Here is a 24,101-nt window from a genome sequence, read left to right as displayed (position 1 = left end):
ATCCGGCACATCGGAGGACACACATGACTGACCCCGGAACCGAACTTTCGACCCTCAACTTCGAGAGCCTCATCGGCGGCCCCTTGATCGCCGCCGTGCACGCGCAGGTGCAGTCCGCTCTGGCCACCGTCAACTTCGTCAAGCAGGTCGGCTTCAACCCGCCGGCCGACGGCCGGGTCACCCCGGGCAACCAGGTCACCGGCGAGCCCGCGATGGTGACGTTCACCTACCAGAAGCAGGTCCCCAAGCCGGACGGAACGAGCGAGGCCAGGCCCGTCCAGCTGACCGTGCCGCTGCTGGCGATCCTGCCGATCCCGTTCCTGCGGATCGAGGAGGTCGACATCGACTTCCTCGCCAAGATCGACTCCGTGCAGTTCCGCCAGGTCGACGAACAGGTGAAGGTCGGCGCCGACCTTGATGCCAAAGCCTCCTGGGGCTGGGGATCCGCCCGGCTCAAGGCCAGCTTCGCCTATCAGCGGGACACCAAGGAGGGCAACAAGGACACCCGCTCCTACTCGATGGGCGTCAAGGCCCGGGCCGTGCAGGAGGAACTGCCCGGCGGCCTCGCCAAGGTGCTCTCGATCCTCGAGAGCCTGATCCAGGAGCAGATCCAGGCGTGACCCGGTTCTCCGACCTCGTGGGCGGCCTCGGCACCGATCTCGTCCGGGGCCGCACCCACGCCGACCGCGCCTCAGTCGAAGCCGCACGGCTCTACGCGGACGAACCGCTCCTGCGCGGGGCCCGAATACCCCACATGTCACTCGCCGACGTCACCATCGAAGTCAAGTACGCGATCTCCCTCGTCTCCCACAAGGGCACGGAGATCCTCGTGACACCGGGGGAACTCGCCGACACCCGCCCGGAACATCTCGGAACCCTGACCCTCCGTTTCACCGAGGACGACCTGGAACCGCCGGCACACCCCGCTGGATGACAGCACCGCAAAGCCCAAGATCCCCCCCACGGCCAAGGAGGTTCCGATCATGCCCGTCGCAAGGCTGCTGACTCTGACCTGCAACGCGACCGAGGACAACGGCGGCGACGACGAGGTGCTGGTCAAGGTCTTCGGCGGCACCCGTTACGGCCAGGCATCGCTGGCCATGAACACCGGCCAGACCTGGGACATCAACCTGGACGTCCCGTTCTCGAAGGACTCGCACGTCAAGGTCGAGGTCTGGGACCAGGACGCCGGCTGGTGGCTCGACCCCGACGACCTCCTCGGCGTCCACCACATCAACGCCGCCCAAGCAGGAGCCGGCGCGAAGTCCGCGGAGTTCAACTCCGACGGCGCCAGCTACACCCTGGCCTACGAAGTCGTCGCGGACTGACGGCCCCGCAGGCTGATTCTCACGCCCGTCTTCACGGGCCGGATCAACAGGCGGCCGGAATGTGATGTTCGTGGGGCGGTGCGGCGCTAGGTTTTCCGTCGTGGACGAGAAGGAGCTCATCGAGCGGGCCGGTGGGCCGGTGACCCGTAGTCGCCTCGCGCGGGGCTTGGGCGCGTTGGGTGTGGGGCGCGGCGACACCGTCATGGTCCATACCCGGATGTCGTCCATCGGCTTCGTCCCGGGTGGCACCCGGACCGTGATCGAGGCCCTAGTGGAGGCCGTCGGGCCCTCCGGGACTCTGATGGCGTATTGCGGTTGGAACGACGCCCCGCCCTACGACCTCGCCGACTGGCCCGAGGACTGGCGGGAGGCGGCCCGGGCGGAATGGCCCGTGTACGACCCGTTGCTCAGCGAGGCGGACCACGGCGTCGGCCGGATCCCCGAGGCGTTGCGGCACTGGCCGGGCGCCGTGCGCAGCCGCCATCCCGACGCCGGCTGCGTGGCCGTCGGGCCGGCCGCCCACCTGTTGATGGACGACCACCCCTGGGACGACCCGCACGGTCCCGACAGCCCGCTCGCCCGGCTCGCCGCGACCGGCGGCCGGGTCCTCCTCCTCGGCGCCCCCCTCGACGCGCTGACCCTGTTGCACCACGCCGAGGCCATGGCCCGGGCGCCCGGCAAGCGGTACGTCACGTACGAGCAGCCGATCACGGTCGACGGGGAGCGGGTGTGGCGCCGGTTCACGGACGTCGACACCGAGACCGAGGCGTTCGACTACGGACGGGTGGTCCCCCCGGGCGTATGGCCGTTCACCGTCATCGCCGAGGAGATGCTCGCCGCCGGTCTCGGCCGCACCGGTCTGGTGGGCGCCGCCCCCAGCCACCTCTTCGAGGCCCCCGACGTGGTCCGGTTCGGGGTCGACTGGATCGAGAACCGCCTCGGCGCTCCGGCGCCGCCCACCGACTGAGCCGTCAGGCGGCGAGGCCGGCGCCGCCCACCCCCGGCTTCGTACGGATGTCCCGGCGCAGCCGGCCACCGGCCGCGGCCACCGCGGCCGCGAGCGGCTCCTCCTGCCGCGGCCCGTGCCCGTACGGCACCACCTCTAGGCCGGCCACCAGGTCCGCCAGCAGACCGGCGTCCGCCAGGACGTCGGCGTACCGGTGGGCCAGGAACTGCTTGCAGCGGCGGTGCGCCCCCGGGCGGGCCGCGACGCGGCGGGCGACCTCCGCCGCGTTCGCCGCCGACAGCACCAGCCACGGTGCCCTGTTCAGCAACAGCCCGTGGCCGTCCGGCCCGTCACCGAACGCCCGGACGACCGCGTCGCGGACGTCCGCCCGGGGCAGCAGCGCCGCCGCCAGGACGTCCGCCCAACCCGGCTGTTCCGGTGCGGTCAGGGCCGCCACCGCCGTCTCCGGGAACCGCGCGGCCACCAGCAGCGCGAGCTGCTGCACCGTGTTGTGCCCGGCGATCCAGTCCGTCGGATCCGTCGTGCCGGCCAGCCGCCGCCACGCCGCGTCGAGCCGGGCCACCGCTCCCTCCCCGCCCGCTGCGGAAGCCGCCGCCACCTCGGACCGGATCCGGCGGTCGACGCAGAGCATGCCGATGGCGGTGCCGAGCGGCAGCGTCTCCAGGGTCTCGAACAGCTCGGCGTCCTCGTACACCAGCCGGTAGTCGACCAGCGCGCGGAACACCGCCGCCCACTCCGGCTCCCGGAACGCCCCGCCGAGGTCGGCGACGTCCTCGGCCGGCACGTACGAGAAGTCGTACGACCCGTCGAACAGGGTGCGGAACACGCCGAGCGCCAGCCGCATCCCGGCCGGTGAGAAACGCTCCGAACCCGTCGGGCGGGCCTCCACCCGCAGGGTCCAGGTGCCGGCCATCCGCACCCGTTCGCAGCGGAACTCCAGCTCCGGGAACCAGCCGCCGCAGCGCTCCAGCAGGACCGTCAGGCCCGTCAGCCGGCCCGCGTCCTCCTCGGTGACGTCCGGCGGCTCCGTCCACTCACCCTCCACCCGGTCGGGGCGGAACATCAGGCTCGCCTTGTGGATGCCGAGCGGGACGTCCAGCTCGACCGCGTCACGGGTGAAGCGCAGCAGCTTGTTGCCGCCCGGCCCGAACCGGTCCGACAGCCGCTGGAGTTCACGTACCACCGAGGGCGCCCGCTCGGCGGGGTAGCGGGCGGTCCGGGACAGCAGCCACTGGTGCAGCGCGTTGTGCAGCTGATGCGGGTTGCCCGGTCCGTCGTCACCGTCGGCCGGCTCGCCCGCGGCAGCCAGCTCCAGCAGCCGGCCCCACGTGAGCTCCTCGTCCAGCATGAAGTCCTCGGGCACCGGGCGGCCGCGCCACTCGCGGACCCAGGCGCCGAAGCCCGAGACCGCCCGCTCCTCCTGGGGCGACAGGCCGTACGCGCCGGCCAGGGACAGCCAGGCGTCGAGCACGTCCAGATAGGCGCGGTAGGCGCCCGGTTCCGGGCGGTCCACCAGGTCCAGCAGCAGCCGCTTGAGGGTGCTGTCGTACGCCTCGATCAGGTCGCTGCGCATCAGGTCCAGCAGGACCGCGTCCCCGCCGGCGCCCCCTGCCTCGCAGGCGCCCCCGCCCCCGGCCCCGCCGTCGTGCCACGCATCGGCGCACGCGTAGGCCCGGTAGGCGTCGTTCAGCGCGCGCCCGCGCCGCCCCGCGTCGCCCGCGTCGGCCGCCGAGAGGTCGACCCGGCACCGCTCGACCGCCAGGTACCGCGCGGCGAAGTGACGGTCGGCCGCGGCCAGTTCGAGCAACCGGTGGGTCTCGGCCGGCGGCGCCGAGGAGCGGGTGGCGAAGCGGCACAGCTCCTCCGTGCGAGCCGGGTCGTCGGTCGGCAGGACGGCCACCGTGCGGCCGATCACCTCGTCCCGCTCGGCCGCGTCGTACACGTCCAGCGCGTTCATGGCCGCCGAGAGCGACTCCACCGCCCCCAGCAGCGCCAGCGCCGCCTCCGTACCCGTGCCGCCGGGCGCACCCGCCAGGGCGAAAACGCGGGGGAGCACCGCCGTCAGCGCCGGGTCCGACAGGGTCGTCGAGTCCTCCAGCCGGGCCAGCGCCACCGGCAGCCGGAGATCGGCGGCGCCCGCCACCGCCGCGCCGAGCGTCCCGGGCGGCGCCGTCCGGGCGCAGCGCGGCAGCGCGGCCAGGGCGGCGCCGGCGGCCCGGGCCGCGACGAGCCCGCGCACGTACCCGCCGGCCGCCTCCGGCACCAGCTCCGCCACCCGCTCCGGGGGCACCCCGTCCACGAGGAGGGCCTCCGCCGTGCGAGCGGTGAACGCCGGCGACGCCACCTCGGCCCCGTGCCGGACGAACAGGTCCGGCGACGGCCGGAAGCTGTCCAGCACGATCCGGTCCCGTACCCGGGACGGCAGGTGGGGCAGCTCGTAGAGCCGTGTGACCCCCGGCATCAGCGCCGGGCCGGGCGCTGCGCCGTCCGCACGCACCACGGCGGCGGCCTCCGCGCAGTCCGCCCGGGTGAACAGCAGCCGGCAGCCCTGCGGCACGGAGGACATCCGCCGGGTCTCGACCACCACCTCCGGGGGCCGGCCCGTGCCGAAGTGACACTCCTGCGTCCAGGGGTCGGCCAGGGCGTACGACGCGGTCTCCGGGATGTCCTCCGGGCGGCCCCGCAGCACCGCGACGCCGTGCTGCCGGAACATCACCGCCGCGTGCTCCGCGGGGCTGCCCCGTTCCACCAGTACGTGGCCGAGCCGCTTCCGTTGCTCCGGCTCCAGCCGCAGGTAGCGGCTCCAGGCGTCCTCCAGCCGCACCGACGTCAGGAACGACGAGGCGCGCACGCGGCGCGGCGGCACGAGGATGTCGACCGGGGCGGCCACGCAGGCGTCCCGCCAGGCGTCCCGGCACTCCTCGGTGAGGACGTCCAGCGAGGGCTCGGGTTCGAACGCGGCGGCGGGCCGGACCTGGACCAGCCGGGACCTCGCGGTCTCCACGCGGCGCAGCACGGCCCCCCGCCACAGGACGGTGCCGGGTACGCCGGTCAGCCAGGCGAGGCTGTTGTCGCCGTCGCCCAGCCGCTGGGCCGACGCGAAACCGAAACCGAGCGACAACTGGCCCACCAGCCGCCCGTCCGGCGTGAGTTCGGTCAGGCCGGTGACGGACACGGTGCCCGCGTCGGTCTCCAGCACCCACTCCGAGTCCAGCCTCGGCATGCCGAACCGCTCGTGCAGCCGGCCCAGCAGCCCGGCCAGCGCGTCCACGTCCGCCGGTCCCGGCAGCGGGGTCTCCACGGCGGCCACGGCCGGGCCGGCCGTGAGGGGCGCCGCGTCGACGAGGGGCTGTACGAAGGCGGCGATGGGCGACGGACGGTACGACGGGTCGGCCAGCCGCTGCTGGGCGACCGCGTGATCGCCGTAGCCGCTGAAGACGACCGCGGCGACCGTGGCGTACAGCTCCTCGGGGCGCGCGCACACCAGGCTCTCGTACCCGCCCGCGTTGACGTGCTCCTCCTGGTCCTCGTCCCCCGAACTGCGGACGATCCACGGCGCGTCACCGCAGACCGCGGCCAGCGACTCACCGAGGTCGGGAAGCCGGTCCCGCAGGAACGCCGCGTATCCCGCGACGAGTTCGCCCTGCGGAAGGGGACCCGCGGTGTCGCCCGTGCCCGCCGCGCCTTCCTTGGCCAGGTATTCGTACGCGTCGGCGGAAGCGAGCGGATACACCGGTAGGGCCACCGCCGCGAATTCCGGGTCGCGGTACAGCGCGAGGAGGCGGGCGCATTTCGCACCGTACTTCTCCGTTTCCCATGCCGGATCGCGCTGCAATTCCTCTTCTGTTCCCATTTCCGTCGCCTGTTCTGTTCCGTGTGCGGTGCCGGGTTCGGTTCGCCTCGTGGGCATCTTTTTTCGTCCGGGCCGGGGATCAGTCGTCGAGCAGCCGCGCCAGCAGCTCCGTGGTCGCGGTCCGGTCCCGGCCGGCGTCCCGCAGGCCGTCCAGCACGTTCCAGGCGACGCGGTACCGGGCCGTCTCGTCGACCGGCGCCGTACCCGCGTGGCCGGCGAGCCGCTCGCACACCCGGTCGAACCGCTGCTCGGCATCGGTCAGCACGGCGTCGTCGAAGGCCGCGGACACCGCCTGGTTGTCGCCCGCGTAGAAGAGCAGCCCCTCGGCGTCCGACGCCCGGTAGAAGTCCTCCTCCAGCTCCTCGGTGGCGGGCACGAACTGGAAGAACGTGCCGTCACCGGCTATCTCGACGGGCAGCGAGGCATCCGCGAGGGCCTTGCGGGCGTGACGCAGGAACCGGTCCCCCGCCGCGCGCGCGGCACGCTGTGGCTCCCCGGTGGCGACGCGGGCCAGGGCGGCGTCCGCCGCCGCCAGGATCGTCGGTTCGAAGAACGAGGTGAACGACACCTCCTTCAGCGGCCGGAGGAGCGTGCGCGACCCGCCGACCGCCGAGACCGCGTGCCCGTTCGCCATGCCCTTGGCCACCGTCCACACGTCCGGCGCCAGCAGCTCCGCCGTCGACAGGCCCGGCCCGTACCGCAACCCCACCTTGACCTCGTCCGCGACGACCACGACTCCGGCCTCGGTGCACAGCCGGCGCAGCTCCCGGTACCACTCGGGCGACAGGTGCATGTGGTCCGGGGACACCACGACCGCGGCGACCCGCTCCGGCGCCGCCAGCAGCTCCGCGAGCAGTCCGAGGTCGAAGAAGAAGTCCACCACCCCGTCCGCGTTGGGCTCCAGCAGCGTCGGCGACGGGTACCACATGGGGTCGTAGCCGTGATAGCCGCAGCTCAGCAGCAGCGGCCGGCCGGTCGCCTCGCGCACCGCCAGCACCGCCGCCCGCACCGCCGCCGTACCCGACCGGAAGAGGCCGACCACCTCGCCGCCGCACAGCGCGTGCAGCCGCTCCAGCACGGTGTCCACGCGGGGGCTCCAGCCCGTGGCCGAGCCGTCGGCGCCGGTCGCCGCCCGTGCGACGGCCTCGGCGACGACCGGGGCGCCGTGCCCCAGCAGAACCGACCCGCGCGCATTGTCGAAATCGATCCAGCGGAATCCGGATTCATCGATGAGATGGGCGCCGGAAGCCGAAGCGAAAACCCGCGGTCGTTTGTTCGCGTCGCGCGGGCAGGTGGGAAATTCGGCCAGCAGTGAAGAGTTTTCCGTCATTGTTCACCTCGTGGGAAAGACTTGTGTTGAACGGGAATCGGGGCGGGCGCACAGTGGCCGTGCGGTCCGGACTTCTTCAGGCCGGAATTCCGCTGCCCACACCCCGGGAGGAAATGGACGTGGATGCGATGACATCCGATGTGGCGCTGCCGGCCCTGCACCGCGCCTTCGTGGACACGGCCCGGCGGGACGGGAGCACGGCGGCCCTTTACGCGTGCGCCTGTTTCGCCGAGCAGTTGTTCTCCGACGCCGCCGCCGCGGCGTCGCAGGCCCTGGGCGCGGCGGCGGACCCACGTGAGCGGACCGTGGGGCCGTCGGACGGGACCGCCGGACCGCAGGCCGTCGTCGCCGCCCGGCTGCGCGCCCTGTGCACCGCGCTCGCCCGGGAGACGGCCGCCGCCCCCGGAGCGCCTGCCCGCGACGCCGAGCGACGGCTGGGCACCGTGGAGCGGGCACTGCGTCTGGCCACCGGGACCACGCACTCCCTGTGGCGCTCCGCCGAGGCGCACCGGGACCCCGTCACCGCCGCCCTGTTGCGGCACGCCACCGACTGGAAGACCCCGGAGTGCCACGGCTACGACCTCGCCGACCCCGAACTCTCCCTCGCCCAGGCGGCCGACTGGCTGACCGGCCGGGAACCGTCCCGGCCCGTCCTCGTCGTCGCCGTGCGCACCGGCGGGTCCTACCTCGCCCCCTTCTGGCAGGCGGCCGTCGAGGACGCCGGACGCGCCACCGGTCCCTGGCACAGCCTCCGACCGGTGCGCGGAGCGGATGCCATCACCCTGCCCGCGGCCGAACTCGCGGCGCTGCCGGCCACGTTGCCGGCCGGCACGGTCCTCGTCCTGGTGGACGACCAGCCGGACACCGGGGCCACCGCCATGGCGGTGCGCGACCACCTGGCCGCCCGGTTTCCCGGGGCACACGGCTTCGTCCTCGCCGCGCCGGGGCGCCTCTACGGCCTCGACGGCCCCGCGGTGCGGCTGACCGCCGAACGCCCGCCGGTGCGGACCGGTGAGCTGCGGCTGTGGCAGCTCACCGGGCACGCCTCGACCGGGTCCGCCGGTACCGGCCCGCTCGTCGCCCGGGCCCGCAAGGCCGGCGTACCGCTGCCGGCCGGCACCGACTACCGGGCCGAGCCCTTCCGGGGAACCTTCACCACCGTGTACGGCACCCCGTCCGCCACCGCGGCGAAGGAGGGCGCAGCCCGCCGGGTCGACCCGCGCCGCCGGCCGTTCACCCTGACTCCGGTCCCGCCCGCCGGGTCCGACGGAGCCGCGTACCACTTCCGGTTCATCGGGACCGGCACGCACGGCCTGCACTGTGCGCGGACCCTGCACGCCATGGGCGACCTCCTCCCGGCCGGCACCGTCTTCGCCGACGGCTACCTGGTGACGCCCCACGAGCCGGGCCTGCGCCCGCTGCGTGAGGCCCTGCCGGAGCTCACCCGGGCCGAACGGCGCCGGGTCCTCGACGAGGTGGCCCGCTCCTGGCACCGGCTGCGCGAACTCGGCGAGCTGGGACGTCCGGGGCCGGACGCCACGTACGACCCGCGGGAGCGGCTCGGCCTGGCGCTGCGGCGGCTGCGCGACCGAACGGGCCGTCCGCTGCCGGTGGACGAGGCCTGGCTCACCCGCCGGGTACCGGACCGGGCGCCGCTCGGCGGCGTCCACGGGATGCTGTTCCGCACCCCGCTGCCGTACGGCCACGCCCACTGGCACTGGCAGCTCGCCGGAACGGGGCTGAGGCGGTTCGGACTGGACTGGATCTGGGGCGGGGGCGGCTGCCTGGAGAGCGAGATCGCGTCGTTCCTCGTCGAGAACCGGCTCGACGGTTCCGCGCGGGACCTGCTGCGCGAGGCGGTGGCCGGGACCAGCGGCGACACCAGGGCCTTCGACGCCGGACTCCACCTGGCCGGTGAGGCCCTCTACTGGAACGTCAAGACCTGGCTGCGCCGGTATCCGGCGCCGGCCGGACCCACCGTCGACCGCGTCACGGCCGAACTCGAGGCACAGGCCGCGTACGTGGAGACCCTCGGCTGACGCCGGCCGCCGGCCGGGCGGGCCCACCGGCTCCCGGCCGCGCCGGCCGACGTGGCCGGCGCGGCCGAACCGCCGGTCCGGGTCCGGCACGTGACCGGGCCCGGTCGGTGCGAGGCGGTGACCGAGCCCGTTCACCGGGCCCCCGCCGGGTCGGCGGCAGGGGCCGCGGGGGCCGCGATCCACAGCCGTTCGACGTGTGATGCGGTCCGACCGGGACCGGGCGGGGCACCCGGCGCAGCCCCCGCCACCGTGGAGCCCGGCGCCGCCGTGGCGGTGCGGCGCGCGTGGTGGAGGGCCTCGCGGACGCATTCGTCGTCGGTCTGGCTGCCGTACACGTACATGCCGCGCACCTTCTGCTCGACGACACCGGATATGTCGACACCGGCGAACGGCACCAGCCTCCGTTCGTCCCGCAGCGTCCGCTCCACCGCCGCCGCCTCGTGCTGCCCGGCGTACGGCAGGTCCTCGTAGAAGAGGACGAGCGCGCCCTCACGCGCCGCGCCGTGCACGGCCCCGTGGACCAGCAGGTGGTCGATGTGGCTCCCCACGGCCGCCGGTGCGAGCACGGTGTCGGCGTCCGACCGGCGCACCGCGTCCGCCACCGCCTCCTCCACCGCGTCGCGCATGCCGTCGGCCTCCAGCGGGGACGACACCTCCGCCACGTCGTCGTAGCCGCGCAGACTCGCGTCCGCGAAGCCCAGCGGCCAGTACTCCGCTAGCCCCCGCATCCGGCAGTAGCGCAGCTCCTCCTGGCGCCGCTGGGCGCTGATGACGCGGGCCCCGGCCCGCCGCAGCCGGCGGGGCAGCGCCCACGCCGACCGCGTGAAGACCGTCAGCAGCGTGGCGTGCGCCGGCCGCCCCACGGCTGCGAGCAGGCCGCCGCACGAGTACGCCACGTCGTCCGGGTGGGGCGAGACCAGCAGGGTCCGCCCCTCCCGCAGCCGCTCGGCCAGGGCCCTCTCGCCCGGTGGCCGCGCCGGCTCGCAGGCCGGTCCGCGCAAGGAGTCACCGCCCACCGAGGACCGCCCCCTTCCGGACGAGATCCGCGTACCGGGCGGCGACGTCCCGCCACCCGGCCGGCGGACGCGGACGGGGTGCGGGCAGCCGGCCGCCCGCACCCGTACAGGCCACCACCCGGTCCAGCAGGGCGTCCACCGTCGGCGCCCGCAGCGAGGCGAAGCTCGGCAGGTTGCCGCCTTCGCCGAGGGTGGCGACCGGCACGCCCAGCTGGACCGCCTCGGCCGCCGCGAAGTTGAACGTCTCGTGGAACACGGACGGCAGCAGGAACAGCGCCGCGCCGCCGAAGACCCGGTTCCAGTCGGTACGGATGTCGTACGCGTCGAGCACCTCGATCCGCCCGTCCGGGTCCGCCAGTCCCCGTACCAGGTCCCGGGCCTCACGGCCCCGGCGCGACCAGGTGGCGAAGATGACCCGCAGCCGCAGTCCGGCTTCCAGCAGGCGGCGCAGGCACCGCTCCGCATCCACCGTGTCGATCTTGCCGAGTTGGAGGACGACCGGGCCGGACGGGTCGTGGAGGTCCTTGTCCGGTACGTGATCGGCCGCCCAGCCGATCACCGACCGGTCCGGGAAGCAGCGCGTCCACGCCAGGTCCCGCAGGAACACCTCCCGCATCGGTCCGTCGGGGTGCGCCCCCCGCGCCGGACACCCGGCCTGCGGGGGCGCCCCGGGCAGGGCCGGCGCGGCGGCGTGCACCGGGCAGGCCGGCGGGGTGGACAGGTCGGCCGACAGCAGACTGACGTCGTGCCAGATCCGTACCGTCCGTCGGTGCAGCCCGGGCAGCCGCCGCCATGCCGCGCCTGCGAAGAGGGCGCTCTCGACCAGCGGGAACACCGCGTCCACCCGGTCCTGCTCCACCCGCGCGGCCAGCGCGTCCAGGTCGGCGCCCTCCGACTCGCGGTAGAAGGAGGCGTCGATGCCCGCCTCGCGCAGGCTACGCGTCAGATGCCACAGGGCGGTTTCGACGCCGCCCCACGACGGGGACGCGAACCCCTCGTCGTAGATCTCGAACAGGGCGCGCGGGCCGGATGCCTCAGGCACGGTCGGCCTCCGACGCGGCCCCGGCCCCGACTCCGGTGCCGGCTCCGGCGCCGCTCCCGGCTCCGACCGTGGCCGTGGCCGCCGACACCAGCCCCACCAGCTCGTCCACCAGGAACCGGCGCTCCGACCGCGACCGCAGCCACAGGGTGCAGTCGAAGTAGCCCTCCAGCCGGTTGACGATGTTCGCGAACTCCCGGTCGTCCACGTCCAGGAACCCGCGCGCCACGATGGCGCCGGCGTCGTCGCCGGTCTCGTCGGCGAGGCACTTCAGGACGAGCATCCGGGTCAGGCCGTCCTGGCCAGGTGCGTCTTGCTGTTCGCCACCACCAGGGAAGCGCATCCGTCCTCCGTTCTGTCCACGATGAACACACCGGTATTGCTGATCTTGAAACGGGTGCGGTGCAGCAGGACGTCGTCCAGCCCCAGCAGTTCGAAGAGCAGGGCCTGCATCGTCTCGGAGTGCGACACGAGCACCCGCAGCCCGCCGTCGCCCGCCACCGGGCAGCACGCGTCCAGGAACTCCCGCACCCGCCGCCGCTGGTCGACCCAGCTCTCCACGCCGGACACCTCGGCGGCCGGCCGGCGCAGCCGGTCCTCCAGGACGGCATCCCACTCCCGCACCGTGATCGGATGCGGGAACACCTCCGGTGCCCGCAGTTCCGCCAAACGCCCGTCCGCCACCGCCGGTACGCCCAGTGCGGTGGCCAGCGCCGCCGCCGTGCGGGCGGCCCGGGCCTGCGGACTGCAGTACAGCCGCACCACCGGGCCCGGGCCGGGGCCGCGCGGCCGTACCGCCGGGTCGCCGGGCAGATGCCGGGCGAGCGCCCGGGCCTGCCGCTCGCCGAGGGGGGTCAGCCCGGCCCGCGGGTCGAAACCCGGCAGCAGGTCCTCGTCCTCCAGCACGTTCAGGCTCGCCTCCGCGTGCCGTACGAGCACGAACCGCTGGGCGGCGCCCGTACCTCCGCCGCCGGTCATGCCATCGGCAGCGGGATCCGGCCCGGCTGCGGTGCCAGCATCCGCTCGCGCGAGTTGTTGAACTCCTGGTTGGCGATGCAGGTGCCGCACGGCCAGTTGTCGAACTCGCGGATCGGGCCGAAGCCGTGCACCAGGTGCTTGGGCACCGAGTAGCAGTCGCACTTGACCATCCGGATCTCGTCCCCGGACACCTGGTAGTTGTAGCCGTTGGTGATCTGGTCGCAGACCGCGTCCCGCTTGCCGGTCTCGAAGATGTGGTTCCACCGGCGGTAGTACTCCGGCGGCGCCAGGAAGTCGGCCGGGTGGAGGTCGGCGTAGCGCAGGTTGACCGTCAGCGGCTGCCCCTTGAACGCGAGCAGCGGCATGAAGTGCAGCCGGCCCTTGTAGCCGCGCGACTCCAGCAGGTCGATCCAGTCGTTGACCTGCTCCACCGGCTGGCCCCAGTACACGGCCTGGAGCTCCGCCTCCACTTCCACCGCGGCGTCGATGATGCGGTCGACCTGCGCCTGCTTCAGGCCGCGTTTGGCGTTCATCTCCTCGGTGTGGCCGTCGACGGAGAACACCCACAGCAGGTCCGGGCGGCCCTCCAGAGCGGTCGGCACCTTGGTGCCGTTGCTCAGCACCTCGATCCGGTACCCCTCGGAGGCACGCTTCTGCAGATGGTCGACGATCTTCCGGTACAGCGTGATCTCACCGTCGGACTCGACCCGGAACAGCACCCCGTCCGGCTCGTAGTCGGCGAAGATCCGGTCCAGGGAGCGGATGGTCGCCGCCTGGTCCACCTTCGCCTTCTTGACCTCGCAGTAGGAGCACCGGATGTTGCAGGCGCCGTCGACGACGATGTTGCGGTAGGCGCGGATCCGCCGTACGGGCGGCGGCCAGACGATGTCGGATGCCATGGTCGTGACTCCTCGGTCGGGTTGGGCAAGGGCAGGGCAGGGACAGGGGGAGGCGGGGCCGTCTCAGACGTGGACGGCGCGCCGGGCCACGAGATCGCCCAGCACCGCCTTGGAGCTGCGCAGGGCGTGGGCCTGGATGGTCAGGGTGGGGTTCAGCCCACCCGGGTAGGGCATGAAGCTGCCGTCGACGACGTACACGTTGGGGGCCGAGTGGACCCGCCCCCAGCCGTCCACCACCGAGGTCGCCGGGTCCTCGCCGGCCCGGCAGGTGCCGTGCAGGTGGCAGCTGCCCTGGGCGAAGTCGCTCTCCTCGTGCCGCACGGACCGTGCCCCGGCCTGCCGCAGCAGGTCCTCGCAGCGGTCGGTCATGTACGCCAGGCGGCGCAGGTCCCGGGGGTCGGCCGTGTAGTCGATGACGGTGGAGGGGACGCCGTCCTCGTCGAGGTGGTCGGACAGCCGCACGCGGTTGTCCAGGCTGGGGTGGTCGGCCAGGATCGTCTCGATCCGCAGCTCCAGCGCGTCGTGCCGGATCAGGCGGGGGTCGTCGTTCTTCGACTCGTAGATCATGCCGCCCACGCCCGTCGGGCAGTCGGGGTCCAGGTAGTGGTCGAGGAAGGCGATCGTGGAGAACGGGCCGCCGTGGGTGCGCCAGTCGGCCAGCGTGATGCCCTCCGGCGCCTCGACGACCCCGCTGACGTACTCGCTCAGCTTCATCGTCAGACCGCGCCCCACCAGCCCCGAGTGGTTGCCCACCCCCTCCGGGGCGTGTCCGCCGCGGGACCGCAGCAGCAGGGCGGAGGTCTGGATCGCGTTGCAGGCGACGACGAACGACCGGGCCCGGATCCGGTGGGCGGTGCGCGACAGCCGGTCCAGGCACACCACGGAGGTGACGGCGTCCCGGGCGTCCTGCTCCAGCCGCAGCGCCCGCATCCCGGTGCGCAGGGTGAAGCAGGGATGGCCCGACAGCGGGGCGAGGAACACCGAGACGGCGTCGGCCTTGGCACCCGTCGGGCACTGGTGGCTGACGCACAGAGAGTCCCGACCGCAGGCCGAACGCCCGCCGTGGGACTGCCGGTTGATGGCCAGCGGGGTGGGGAACGGCTCGTAGCCCAGGGCGGTGCCCGCCTCGTACAGCAGCTCGGCCGCCGCCGTCGGCGGATGCGCGGGGCCGCGGCTCCCCTCGCCCTCCTCTCCGCCGCAGATGCCGAGCCGGCGCTCCAGCACCTCGTAGTACGGGGCGAGTTCGGCCGGCCCGTACGGCCAGCGCACGTCGAGGCCGCCGGCGTCGATCAGCGCGCTCGGGTCGAAGTCGAAGGGACGGTAGCGCCAGGAGGCCCCGCCGTAGAACACCGTGCCGCCGCCGAGGTTGGAGGTGGTCCAGGGCCAGCCCTCGTCGCTCCAGCCGCCCTTGCCGTCCGGGACCAGGGCCGTACGGCACATGTCGTCCAGCTCGGGGTTGCCGAGCTCGGGGGAGAGCCGGAACCCCTCCTCCAGCATCAGGACCTCCAGGCCCTGCCGGACGAGCCGGTCGGCGGCCACCGAACCGCTGGCCCCGCTGCCGATCACGACGACGTCCCAGACCCGGCCGTCGTCCCGGGTGTCCCACCCGTCGCGGTGGGCCGGCCCCAGCGGGTCCGGGTGCCATGCGTGCGGAGCGTCCGTGGGCAGGGTGCCCCGAAGGCGTTTCATCGTCTGCCTTTCGTAGAAGTGAGGGGTGCGGTGCCCGCCGCGCGGGCGGGGCCGGCGGGGCCGGGCGCGCCGGACGGGGGCGGGTCATACGGAGGTGGCGGCCAGCCAGCCCCGCTGCATCCCGGCGAACAGGCCGCCGGAATCGGCCAGTTCGGCGGGGGAGCCGTCCTCCACCACCGCCCCGTCCTCGATGACCAGGACCCGGTCGGCGATGGTGACCGTGGACAGCCGGTGCGCGATGATCACCGCGGTACGGCCGGCGAGGACCCGTACCAGCGCCTCCTGCACGGCCCGCTCCGACGGGACGTCCATGCTGGACGTGGCCTCGTCCAGGATCAGCACCCGCGGGGAGGTCAGCATGACCCGCGCCATGGCGATCAGCTGCCGCTGCCCGGCCGACAGACCCGCGCCGCGCTTGCGCACGTCGGTGTCGTATCCCTCGGGCAGCGCGCTGATGAAGCCGTGCGCGCCCACGGCCTCCGCCGCCGCCCGGATCTCGGCCGGGGAGGCGTCCGGCCGGCCGAGCGCGATGTTCCGCGCCACCGAGCCGGAGAACAGGAACGCCTCCTGCGTGATCATCGAGACCGCGCCGCGCAGCTCCCCGTCGGCCAGATCGCGCAGATCGACGCCGTCCAGCGTGATCCGCCCGGCCGTGGGGTCGTACAGCCGCACCAGGAGCTTGGCGATGGTCGACTTCCCGGCCCCGGTGGTGCCCACCAGGGCCACCGTCCGGCCCGCTTCGAGCGTCAGGTCCACGCCCGAGAGCACCGGTCTGCCCTGCTCCCCGTACCGGAAGTGCACGTCCTCGATCCGTACGGCGCCCGCGGTCCGGCCGCCGAGGTCCCGTCCGGCCGGCAGCGGGACCGGCTGCTCGGGCTCGGCCACCGCCGGGTGGCGCACGAACAGGGCGCCGATCTTCTCCAGGCCGGCCGAGGCCGACGAGAAGGCGTTGGCGAAGCTCGCCAGCTCGTCGATCGGGTCGTACAGCCGGTGCACGTACAGCAGGAAGGCGGTGAGCGTGCCGATCTGCAGGTGCCCCTGGTCGATGCGGAAGACCCCGAGCGTCAGCAGACCGACCAGGGACAGGTTCCCGATCAGTTTCACGCCGCCGCTGAACGCGGCGCTCACCCGTCCGGACTCCCCGCGCGCCACCGCGTACCGGTCGTCGAGGCCGGACAGCCGCCGGGCGTTGGCGTCCTCGCGACGGAACGCCTGCACCGCCCGGATGCCGTTGTACGCCTCCACGGTGTGCCCGACCACGCCCTCGACGGCGGTCCTGGTGCGCCGGTAGGCGAACCGCGACCGGCGCCGGAACCACCGCGTCAGCAGGAACAGCGGCAGGAAGAGCACGATGACCACCGTGGCCATCGGCCCGTCCAGCCACAGCATCACGGCGAGGATGCCGACCATGGAGAACAGCGCGGAGAACAGACCGTCCAGGCCCATCTCCAGCATCTCCTCCACCGACTCCACGTCGCTGGACAGCCGGGTGATGACCCGGCCGGACGGGTACGACTCGTGGAACGCCAGCGGCTGGCCCGTCACGTGGGCGAAGGCCCGGTGCCGCAGCTCGAACAGCAGGTCCTGGGCGATGCCGCCCGAGTAGCGCAGGAAGCAGTACTTCACGGTCGCGGTGGTCAGCCCGGCCGCCAGGGCGGCGGCCGTGAACCCGATCAGCGGTGACCACCGGCCGTCCGCCGCCGCCGGGACGCCGCGGTCGATGGCCGCGGCGATCAGCAGGGGCGGGACCAGCCCGCAGGCGTTCTCCACCAGGGCGAGCGCCGTGGCGGCCGCCAGCCTCAGGCGTTTCGGCCTCAGCAGCATGCGCAGCAGGGCGTTGCGGGCCCCTGTGCCCGTGTCCTCGGTGTCGCTCATCGCGTCTCCGCCCTCCCCGCCAGGCCTCCCGCCGGTCCGCCCGGTCCGTGCGGTCCGTGTGGTCCGTGTGGTCCGTGCGCGTCGTCGGCCGGCCGGCCGGCCGCCCGGTCCTCGCCGTCGGGGGCGTTCGCGCCGTCCGGCGCCGTCCGGATCAGCAGCCGGTACTCCGGCTCGCGCGCCATCAACTCGTCGTGCGTGCCCGTCGCCGCCACCCGCCCGCCGGACAGGAACACCACCTGGTCGGCCTGCCGGAGCGTGCCCGGCCGGTGCGCGGCCACCACCGTGGTGCTCCGGCCCGGCACCTGGCTCAGCGCCGCCTGCACCTCCCGCTCGGTCTTGACGTCCAGCGCGGACAGCGCGTCGTCCAGGACGAGCACCGCGGGCCGCGGCAGGACCGCCCGGGCCAGTGCCAGGCGCTGCCGCTGACCGCCGGACAGCCCGAGGCCCTCCTCGCCGATGACCGTGGACAGCCCTTCGGGCAGCGCCGAGACGAAGCCGTCCGCCCGCACCACGCGCAGCGCCTGCCAGACCTGCTCGTCCCGCGCGGACCGTTCGCCGCCCGTGCCGCCCGTGCCGCCCGCGGGCCGGTCGGCGCCGTCGGCGGCCTCCCGGGCCACTCCCAGCAGGACGTTGTCCCGCACCGTCCCGGAGAACAGCGCCGGGTCGTCGAACGCGCAGCACACCACCGCCCGCAGGTCCGCCAGGGCCAGCTCCCGCAGGTCCGTGCCGTCGAGCGTGACGCGCCCGGACGTCGGATCGTCCAGCCGGGACAGCAGCGACAGCAGCGTGCTCTTGCCGGAGCCGGTGGCCCCGGCCACCGCGACCGTGGTGCCGGCCCGGATCGCCAGGTCGACGCCGCGCAACGACGCGGTCCCGCCCGGATGCGCGTAGTGCACGTCCTCCAGCCTGATCTCGCCGCGGACGGGCCGCGCGAGCGGGCGGGGGTGCTCCGGATCCGTCACCGTCACCGGCTCGTCCCGGAGCTGCCAGTACCGGTCGGCCGCGGCGGCGGCGGTCGAGGCGTCGGCGGTCAGCCAGCCGAGCGTGTCCGCCGGCCAGCGCAGGTAGGTCGCCACGGTGACCGAGGCCATCAGGGTGCCCAGGGTCAGCGAGCCCGTGGCGACGCCGTGCCCGCCGTACCCGATCATCGCCACGATCGCCAGGTCCGGCAGCGCCGTGATGAGCCACCACAGGGCCGCCGTGTACGACAGCTTGCGCACCTCCAGGCCGCGCAGCCGGCGGGCCTGCTCGGTGAACCGGCGCACCGTATCCGGTCCCCGCCCGAACACCTTGAGCACCCGTACGCCGAGCACCGACTCCTCCACCGTGGTGGACAGGTCGCCGCTCACCTCCTGCGCCGAGCGGGCGACGATCCGGAACCGTCGTTCGAACACCGTGGTCGCCAGCACCATCGGCGCGTACGCGAGCAACACGATCAGGGCGAGCAGAGGGGCCAGCCAGGCCAGGACGACGAGACCGACCGCCAAGGCCGCGACGTTCACCATCAGGTACACCGCGGAGAACGCGGTGAACCGTCCGATCTCGGTCACGTCCGACACCGTCCGCGACAGCAACTGCCCGGACTGCCAGCTGCCGTGGAACGACAGCGGCAGGCGTTGGACGTGCGCCGAGAGGTCCGCCCGCATCGCCGTCTCCAGCCCGGTCGCCGGCCGTACGACCAGCAGCCGGCGCGCGCCCAGCAGCACCGCCTCCACCAGCCCCAGCAGTGCGAACCCGCCGATGTACCAGGGCAGCGCGGCGAAGTCGCCCCGGGCCACGGGTCCGTCGACCAGCCTTCCGAGGACCAACGGCATGAGCAGTCCGGCCAGCATCGACCCGAACGCCGCCCCGCACGCCCCGGCCATCAGCCACCGGTTCGGGCGCAGGTAGACGGCACACCGCCGCAGCGAGGTCATGGCCGCCACCCGGCACCCCCCTCGGCTTCGGGGCCGAGCGCCCGCTGGTAGTGCTCCAGCGCCCGGTCGGTGGTGTCGTCCCCGTACGCGGCCAACAGGTCGGGCAGCGCCGCGTCCACCGCCTTGCGGTGTGCGGGCGCCTCGGTCACCGCGTGGCCGGCCGCCCGGGCGAGCGCGTCCACGTCCCCGCGCTCCACCAGCAGCGAGGGAGTGACCCCGCCGACGGTGTCGCGCAGACCGCCGACCGCGTACCCGGCCACCGGCGTGCCGCACACCATCGCCTCCAGGGCGCTGCCGCCCAGCTCCTCGTGCGCCGACGGCATGACCAGCACGTCCAGCGCGGTCATCACCGACGGCACGGCGTCGTGCGGGAGGAATCCGGTGAACACGAAGCGGTCCGCCAGTCCCGCCGCGGCGACGGCCTCCCGCATCCGCCCGGACTGCGGCCCGTCGCCCACCACCAGGAACACCGCGCCCGGCGCACCCGACAGCTCGTCCCAGCGCGCGGCCATCGCGACGAAGTCCCGCCACCCCTTCTCGTGGGCGACCCGGCCGACCCAGCCGACCACCGGCACACCGCCCGGCACGCCCAGCTCCCGTACGAACCCGTCGGCCAGCGAGGCCGGAACGGGCCGCACCGCACCGACCGAGTCGGGCAGTACGTCGATGCGCGCGCGGTCCATCGGCAGTACGCGCGCGACGGTGTCGGCGGTACGCGAGGTCAGCGTGGACACCCTGCGCGCGTGCCGCAGCGCGTACCGTTCGACCGCGTGCACCAGCCGGTGCTGGAAGCGGTCGAAGCGGGACATCGGTTCGTACACCGCCAGCCGCGAGCAGTGCAGCGTCAGGCAGTACGGGGCGCCGGTGATCCGGGACACGAGCGGCCCGGCGAGCAGCGCCCACAACTGGCCGTCGGCGTGCACGTGGATCAGGTCCGGCCGCCATCTGCGGCGCAGCGGGAAGCTGGAGGTGAGGACGGCCGCCAGCCACGCCTGGTTCAGCCCCACGAGGCCGGTGAGTTCCGAGCGGAGCCGGGGGAGCGGGGCGCGGGTCACGCGCACGACGAGTCCGGGGCGGTCCGTCCGGGTCCTGGGCAGGCCGGGGAAGCCGACGGTCATGACCTGCTGCTCCACGCCGCGGCCGGCCAACTCCCGCGACAGGTGGAGGATCTGCACCTGCATGCCCCCGACGGCGTCGAACTCGGCGGGCCATTCGGTGACGCAGTCATGGTGGAAGAAGGGGGTGAGCCGTAGCACTCGCACGGGGACTCCACGGAAGGGAACGGCGATGGGCGAAGGACGGGTACGGTCAGGGGACCTCGGGGGCGGTCCGCCGCCGGAGCGGACCACTGCCGGTGCGCCGCGCCCGCCCGCAAGGGGCGGGTCCGCCACGGCAGGGGACCGCTCAGGCGTGAGCCGCTACCGCAGGGGACCGGCCGCCGCGTAGGCGGCGCCGTCCCCGGCTGGCCCGCGGTCGGCGCCCGTGCCCCGGACGGCGGCCTCGTCGACGACTTCGTCGAGCAGCGCGAGGGGAACCGGCACCAACGGCATCGGGCCGGTGTGGAGCACGTGGCCGGGCTCGGACAGCAGGACCATCGGCGTGTGCCCGGGCCGGTGTTCCAGGTAGCCGCGCTTGTTGTCGTACGTCAGCCAGTTCTTCACCCGGGCGGGATCGACGTGCGCGGGGATCGCGGGCTCCACGCCGGCCGCGGCGACCAGCTCGCGGTGCAGGGAGACGAGCCGGCCGTCGGTGTGGCCCAGGCGCCGGGACACCTCGGCGGCGATGGTCATGCCGACCGCCACCCCGGCTCCGTGGGCGACCTGGCCGTGCGAGGCGTGCTCGACGGCGTGCCCGACGGTGTGGCCGTACTCCAGGACCAGGCCGGCCCTCCGCTCGTGCTTGTCCTCGCGGGTGACGTCCGCCTTGGCGGCGAGGCTCTCGGCGATGATCCAGCGCAAGGTCTCGTCGTCGTACCGGGCATCGGGGCGCAGCGCGGCGCCGAGCCGGTCGAGCATGGAGGGCCGGATCGCGAGGGCGTTCTTGACGACCTCACCCATCCCCGAGCGGATCTCGCGCTCCGGCAGGGTGCGCAGCATCGCGGTGTCCGCGAGCACCTCGACCGGCTGGTGGAAGGTGCCGACCAGGTTCTTCCCGAAGGTGGCGTTGACGGCCTGCTTCAGCGAAAGGACCGAGTCCAGCATGGCCACCACGGTGGTGGGCACGTGGACCAGGCTGATGCCGCGGAACAGGAGCGAGGCCAGGAGGCCGGCGATGTTGCCGGTGACGCCGCCGCCGAGGGCGACGATGACGGAGCGGCGGTCGGCGCCGTGTCCGAGGGCCTGCTCGGCGAGCGCGCCGACGGTGGCGAGCCCCTTGTGCACCTCACCCACCTCGTGGGTGAGCAGGTGGGCCGGTCCGGCCTCCTTGCCGATGCGGGCGGTCAGGCCGAGGCCGTACAGCTCCGCCACCGTGGTGTCCGCCACCACCAGGTAGCTGCTGGCCCCGTACGCGGCGAGGCGTTCGACGACGTCCTCGGCGCAGTCGGTGCCGAGGCGGTAGGGGAATGACGCGTCTTCCATCGCTATGGGTGTGACCTGCATGGGATATCCCGATCCTCCGGGGGGTCGCGGGCCTGGGACGCGGCCGGGTGCCGCCGTCAAAGCGCCAGCTCGGCGCCGTGCCGCAAGACCTTGCCGAAGGCCGCGGCGATGTCGTCCATGTCCTCGGCGTCGCCGAGGAGGGCGGTGTGGTGCAGGGTCACGGTCCGGCGGGCGGAGTCCTCGCACACCGGCAGCGCGAACCGCTTGGGGTCGATGCGCTCCTCGTGGACCAGGCCCAGCGTGTAGCGCCTGCGGGTGTGCGGCGCGTACAGCCTGTTGGCCGGGATCGGGGCGTAGCACGGGGCGGCGGAGAAACCGAGTTCCGCGCTGAGCGCATCCGTCACGGCGGTGATCGGGGCGGTCTCCAGTTCCCCGTCGGGCAGCCGTACCGCATACGTGTAGTAGGTGCGCGAGGTGGTGCCCTCGGAGGTGCTCTGCGGGCGCAGGCCGAGGCCGGCCAGGCGCTCGTCGAGCAGTGCGGCGTTCGCGCGGCGGCGCTCGTTCTGTTCGTCGAGGATGGTCAGCTGCTCGGTGAGGATGGCGGCCTGGAACTCCGACAGGCAGCGGTTGTTGCCCATCAGCTCACCCGTCTCGACCAGCTCCATCGCGCCGGGGGCGGGCGGGGCGTCGGCGAGGCAGCGGCCGTCCGCCCGAAGGTGCTCCACCCGTCGTGCGAAGTCCGCGTCCCGGGTGATCACTGCGCCGCCCTCGCCGCTGGTGAGCACCTTGCTGTGCTGCATGCTGAAGGTGCCGGCGGTGGCCAGGGCGCCCGCGCGGACGTCCCGGTAGGTCGCGCCGTGCGCCTGGGCGCAGTCCTCGATCAGCGGCAGTCCGTGCCGCTCGGCGATCCGGTTCAGCGCGTCCATGTCGGCGAGCGCCGAGTAGAGGTGGACCACGACGATGGCCCGGGTGCGCTCGGTGATCAGGGCCTCGACCGCCCGGGGGTCGAGGCACAGGGTCGCGGGGTCCACGTCGCAGAAGACCGGGACGGCGTTGACGCCGAGGATGGTGGAGCCGGAGGCGACCCAGGACAGGCCCGGGACGATGACCTCGTCGCCGGCACCGACCCCGCACGCCTCCAGGGCCAGCATCAGGCTGGCGGTGCCGCTGGCGGCGGGCACGCAGTGCGGTACCCCGTTGTACGAGGCGAACGCGCGGGCGAAGCGCCGCTCGTAGGAGTCCGTGCCGCGGTACGGACCGCTGATCGACCACCGGCCCGAGGCGAGCACGTCCGCCACGACGTCCGCGACACCGGGGGCGGGCTGGGGCCAGACGGGCCAGGGACGCGTCCGTGTCGCGTCGCCGCCCTTCACTGCCAACCGGGAAACCATGGGACCTTCCTTTCCGACGTACCGGGGATGTGCGCGGGGAACGGATCGGTGCGGGTCGCGGCGCGGGTCATGCGCGGAGGTTGAAGTACGAGCGGGTGTTGCCGTCGGCGCGGCGCAGCGCCACGTCCAGCGCCTTGGCGTGGTCGTCGAGCGCGAACTCGTGGCTGAGCAGGGCGTCGACGTCCACGGCGCCGCTGGCCAGCATGCCGATGGCCTCGTCGAACCGGGTGCCGGGACCCATCGACGCCTGGACGCTGAGGACCTTCAGCACGATGTGGTGCGGGGTCATCGGCCCGGTCTCCTCGATGCGGTAGCCGATGAGTCCGACGCGTCCGCCCGGGCGGACGGCCTCCATGGCCTCCTGCACGGCGGAGGGGTAGCCGGAGGCTTCCAGGACGACGTCGGGTACCGCCTCCGGGTTCTTGCGCATCAGCTCGACGAGGGCGCCCGGCTCCCCGGGCACCGCCAGCGGCACGCCCATGGCCCGTGCGGCGTCCCGGCGTTCGGACACCGGCTCGGCGACCGCCGTGACGATGCCGCCGCGCACGCGCGCGGCCTGGACGAGGAGCAGCCCGATGCCGCCGGCCCCGGTGACCGCCACCTTCTCGCCGGGTGCGACGCCCAGCCGGTCGACCGCGTTGAGCGCGACCGCCAGCGCCTCCGCCTGGCAGGCGCTGCGCAGCGGCAGGGCATCCGGAAGGCGTTTGAGGTTGGCGACCGGGATGGTCATGTACTCGGCGCAGGCGCCGTCGCGGGTGAAGCCGAGTTCCTGGAGGTCTTCGCAGAGCGTGGGCGTGCCGGCCGCGCAGTGCGCGCAGACGCCGCAGGAGCAGGTGAGGTCGCCCACCACGTTGGTGCCGACCAGATCGGAGCCTTGCGGTCCGTTCACCTCGACGACGGTCCCGCTCCACTCGTGGCCGGGTACGACGGGGTAGGTGGAGCCGTGCCAGACCCCCTTGTAGAACGAGAGGTCGCTGCCGCAGACCGCGTTGTAGGCGATGCGGACCAGGGCTTCGCCAGGGGCGGGTAAGGGGACGTCGCGGTGCGTGAGCACCGCTCGCCCAGGGGCCTCGAACACCAGAGCCTTCATCGTGCCGAACCTCCGAAACGAGGAGCGCCCGGCGGACCCCCGGGCGGGTGTTGTTCGCTAAAGCGGATGAAGCTGAACGTGATCGTAAGCTGATTCGGCATCAAGTTGTCAATGCCAGCGGATGGTTGTTTAATGACTGGTCGAGTGTTGT

Annotated in this window: 19 protein-coding genes; 5 read left to right on the top strand and 14 right to left on the bottom strand. The window is 73.8% G+C overall.

All coding sequences use genetic code 11. The features are described 5' to 3' along the window. Positions 1 to 23 precede the first annotated feature (23 nt). The 4 genes from ACIPYQ_RS28300 (at position 24) to aac(3)-VIII (ending at position 2,295) form a co-directional block, all read left to right on the top strand. Positions 24 to 620: a DUF2589 domain-containing protein gene (locus tag ACIPYQ_RS28300; RefSeq protein ID WP_401256469.1), complete on the top strand. Its 597-nt coding sequence runs from the start codon at positions 24 to 26 to the stop codon at positions 618 to 620. After that, positions 617 to 934 carry a hypothetical protein gene (locus ACIPYQ_RS28295; protein WP_401256467.1) on the top strand — a complete coding sequence of 106 codons (318 nt, stop codon included), beginning with the start codon at positions 617 to 619 and terminating at the stop codon, positions 932 to 934. Before ACIPYQ_RS28300 ends, ACIPYQ_RS28295 begins: the two co-directional genes overlap by 4 nt. Positions 935 to 983: 49 nt before the next feature. Next, positions 984 to 1,328, top strand: a complete 345-nt coding sequence (locus ACIPYQ_RS28290) for a hypothetical protein (RefSeq protein WP_401256465.1) — start codon at positions 984 to 986, stop codon at positions 1,326 to 1,328. A gap of 100 nt (positions 1,329 to 1,428) precedes the next feature. Further along, positions 1,429 to 2,295, top strand: a complete 867-nt coding sequence (aac(3)-VIII, locus tag ACIPYQ_RS28285) for an aminoglycoside N-acetyltransferase AAC(3)-VIII (RefSeq protein WP_401256463.1) — start codon at positions 1,429 to 1,431, stop codon at positions 2,293 to 2,295. A 4-nt stretch (positions 2,296 to 2,299) separates the two neighbouring features. Here the strand turns inward: aac(3)-VIII and ACIPYQ_RS28280 are convergent, their stop codons facing one another. Beyond that, positions 2,300 to 6,148, bottom strand: coding sequence for a hypothetical protein (locus tag ACIPYQ_RS28280; protein WP_401256461.1), 3,849 nt, complete (start codon positions 6,146 to 6,148; stop codon positions 2,300 to 2,302). A 79-nt stretch (positions 6,149 to 6,227) separates the two neighbouring features. Continuing rightward, entirely contained in the window at positions 6,228 to 7,478 is a 1,251-nt protein-coding gene (locus ACIPYQ_RS28275) for an aminotransferase class III-fold pyridoxal phosphate-dependent enzyme (protein ID WP_401256459.1), read from the bottom strand. A gap of 119 nt (positions 7,479 to 7,597) precedes the next feature. On the opposite strand from ACIPYQ_RS28275, the gene ACIPYQ_RS28270 reads away from it, so the two are divergent. Continuing rightward, positions 7,598 to 9,517, top strand: coding sequence for a hypothetical protein (locus tag ACIPYQ_RS28270; protein ID WP_401256457.1), 1,920 nt, complete (start codon positions 7,598 to 7,600; stop codon positions 9,515 to 9,517). A 131-nt stretch (positions 9,518 to 9,648) separates the two neighbouring features. On the opposite strand, the gene ACIPYQ_RS28265 is transcribed toward ACIPYQ_RS28270, so the two are convergent. The 12 genes from ACIPYQ_RS28265 to ACIPYQ_RS28210 all read right to left on the bottom strand — a co-directional run bounded on the left by ACIPYQ_RS28265 (position 9,649) and on the right by ACIPYQ_RS28210 (position 23,950). Further along, positions 9,649 to 10,533, bottom strand: a complete 885-nt coding sequence (locus ACIPYQ_RS28265) for a PIG-L deacetylase family protein (protein WP_401256455.1) — start codon at positions 10,531 to 10,533, stop codon at positions 9,649 to 9,651. Beyond that, positions 10,523 to 11,575, bottom strand: coding sequence for a hypothetical protein (locus ACIPYQ_RS28260; protein ID WP_401256453.1), 1,053 nt, complete (start codon positions 11,573 to 11,575; stop codon positions 10,523 to 10,525). Before ACIPYQ_RS28260 ends, ACIPYQ_RS28265 begins: the two co-directional genes overlap by 11 nt. Further along, positions 11,568 to 11,855, bottom strand: coding sequence for a DUF6137 domain-containing protein (locus ACIPYQ_RS28255; RefSeq protein ID WP_401256451.1), 288 nt, complete (start codon positions 11,853 to 11,855; stop codon positions 11,568 to 11,570). The genes ACIPYQ_RS28260 and ACIPYQ_RS28255 overlap by 8 nt, the downstream gene beginning before the upstream one ends. Positions 11,856 to 11,860: 5 nt before the next feature. Further along, positions 11,861 to 12,550 (bottom strand): histidine phosphatase family protein, encoded by a 690-nt coding sequence (locus tag ACIPYQ_RS28250; protein WP_401256449.1) that lies wholly within the window; start codon positions 12,548 to 12,550, stop codon positions 11,861 to 11,863. Further along, entirely contained in the window at positions 12,547 to 13,449 is a 903-nt protein-coding gene (locus ACIPYQ_RS28245; RefSeq protein ID WP_361754621.1) for a radical SAM protein, read from the bottom strand. The genes ACIPYQ_RS28250 and ACIPYQ_RS28245 overlap by 4 nt, the downstream gene beginning before the upstream one ends. A gap of 63 nt (positions 13,450 to 13,512) precedes the next feature. After that, positions 13,513 to 15,138 (bottom strand): GMC oxidoreductase, encoded by a 1,626-nt coding sequence (locus ACIPYQ_RS28240; RefSeq protein WP_401256447.1) that lies wholly within the window; start codon positions 15,136 to 15,138, stop codon positions 13,513 to 13,515. A gap of 84 nt (positions 15,139 to 15,222) precedes the next feature. Beyond that, entirely contained in the window at positions 15,223 to 17,013 is a 1,791-nt protein-coding gene (locus ACIPYQ_RS28235) for an ABC transporter ATP-binding protein (RefSeq protein ID WP_401256446.1), read from the bottom strand. Beyond that, positions 17,010 to 18,929, bottom strand: a complete 1,920-nt coding sequence (locus tag ACIPYQ_RS28230; protein WP_401256444.1) for an ABC transporter ATP-binding protein — start codon at positions 18,927 to 18,929, stop codon at positions 17,010 to 17,012. Before ACIPYQ_RS28230 ends, ACIPYQ_RS28235 begins: the two co-directional genes overlap by 4 nt. Beyond that, positions 18,926 to 20,191 (bottom strand): glycosyltransferase family 4 protein, encoded by a 1,266-nt coding sequence (locus ACIPYQ_RS28225; RefSeq protein WP_401256442.1) that lies wholly within the window; start codon positions 20,189 to 20,191, stop codon positions 18,926 to 18,928. Before ACIPYQ_RS28225 ends, ACIPYQ_RS28230 begins: the two co-directional genes overlap by 4 nt. A gap of 156 nt (positions 20,192 to 20,347) precedes the next feature. After that, positions 20,348 to 21,508 carry a 2-deoxy-scyllo-inosose synthase gene (locus tag ACIPYQ_RS28220; RefSeq protein ID WP_401256440.1) on the bottom strand — a complete coding sequence of 387 codons (1,161 nt, stop codon included), beginning with the start codon at positions 21,506 to 21,508 and terminating at the stop codon, positions 20,348 to 20,350. Between the two features lie 77 nt (positions 21,509 to 21,585). Beyond that, positions 21,586 to 22,860, bottom strand: coding sequence for a DegT/DnrJ/EryC1/StrS family aminotransferase (locus tag ACIPYQ_RS28215; protein WP_362232583.1), 1,275 nt, complete (start codon positions 22,858 to 22,860; stop codon positions 21,586 to 21,588). A gap of 67 nt (positions 22,861 to 22,927) precedes the next feature. Next, positions 22,928 to 23,950: a zinc-binding dehydrogenase gene (locus ACIPYQ_RS28210; RefSeq protein WP_401256439.1), complete on the bottom strand. Its 1,023-nt coding sequence runs from the start codon at positions 23,948 to 23,950 to the stop codon at positions 22,928 to 22,930. Between the last annotated feature and the right edge of the window lie 151 nt (positions 23,951 to 24,101).

The sequence above is a fragment of the Streptomyces sp. NPDC090045 genome, assembly GCF_044747975.1.
In the GTDB taxonomy this organism is placed as follows: domain Bacteria; phylum Actinomycetota; class Actinomycetes; order Streptomycetales; family Streptomycetaceae; genus Streptomyces.
Note: the sequence above shows the minus strand (reverse complement) of the source record. Positions and strands in the feature narration are given on the sequence as shown.

Excerpts from the sequence above, each read along its gene's own strand:
- ACIPYQ_RS28300 (WP_401256469.1), top strand. The coding sequence starts at position 24 with ATGACTGACCCCGGAACCGAACTTTCGACCCTCAACTTCGAGAGCCTC.
- ACIPYQ_RS28290 (WP_401256465.1), top strand. The coding sequence starts at position 984 with ATGCCCGTCGCAAGGCTGCTGACTCTGACCTGCAACGCGACCGAGGAC.
- ACIPYQ_RS28280 (WP_401256461.1), bottom strand. The coding sequence starts at position 6,148 with ATGGGAACAGAAGAGGAATTGCAGCGCGATCCGGCATGGGAAACGGAG.
- ACIPYQ_RS28275 (WP_401256459.1), bottom strand. The coding sequence starts at position 7,478 with ATGACGGAAAACTCTTCACTGCTGGCCGAATTTCCCACCTGCCCGCGC.
- ACIPYQ_RS28255 (WP_401256451.1), bottom strand. The coding sequence starts at position 11,855 with ATGCTCGTCCTGAAGTGCCTCGCCGACGAGACCGGCGACGACGCCGGC.
- ACIPYQ_RS28250 (WP_401256449.1), bottom strand. The coding sequence starts at position 12,550 with ATGACCGGCGGCGGAGGTACGGGCGCCGCCCAGCGGTTCGTGCTCGTA.
- ACIPYQ_RS28245 (WP_361754621.1), bottom strand. The coding sequence starts at position 13,449 with ATGGCATCCGACATCGTCTGGCCGCCGCCCGTACGGCGGATCCGCGCC.
- ACIPYQ_RS28240 (WP_401256447.1), bottom strand. The coding sequence starts at position 15,138 with ATGAAACGCCTTCGGGGCACCCTGCCCACGGACGCTCCGCACGCATGG.
- ACIPYQ_RS28235 (WP_401256446.1), bottom strand. The coding sequence starts at position 17,013 with ATGAGCGACACCGAGGACACGGGCACAGGGGCCCGCAACGCCCTGCTG.
- ACIPYQ_RS28230 (WP_401256444.1), bottom strand. The coding sequence starts at position 18,929 with ATGACCTCGCTGCGGCGGTGTGCCGTCTACCTGCGCCCGAACCGGTGG.
- ACIPYQ_RS28220 (WP_401256440.1), bottom strand. The coding sequence starts at position 21,508 with ATGGAAGACGCGTCATTCCCCTACCGCCTCGGCACCGACTGCGCCGAG.
- ACIPYQ_RS28215 (WP_362232583.1), bottom strand. The coding sequence starts at position 22,860 with ATGGTTTCCCGGTTGGCAGTGAAGGGCGGCGACGCGACACGGACGCGT.
- ACIPYQ_RS28210 (WP_401256439.1), bottom strand. The coding sequence starts at position 23,950 with ATGAAGGCTCTGGTGTTCGAGGCCCCTGGGCGAGCGGTGCTCACGCAC.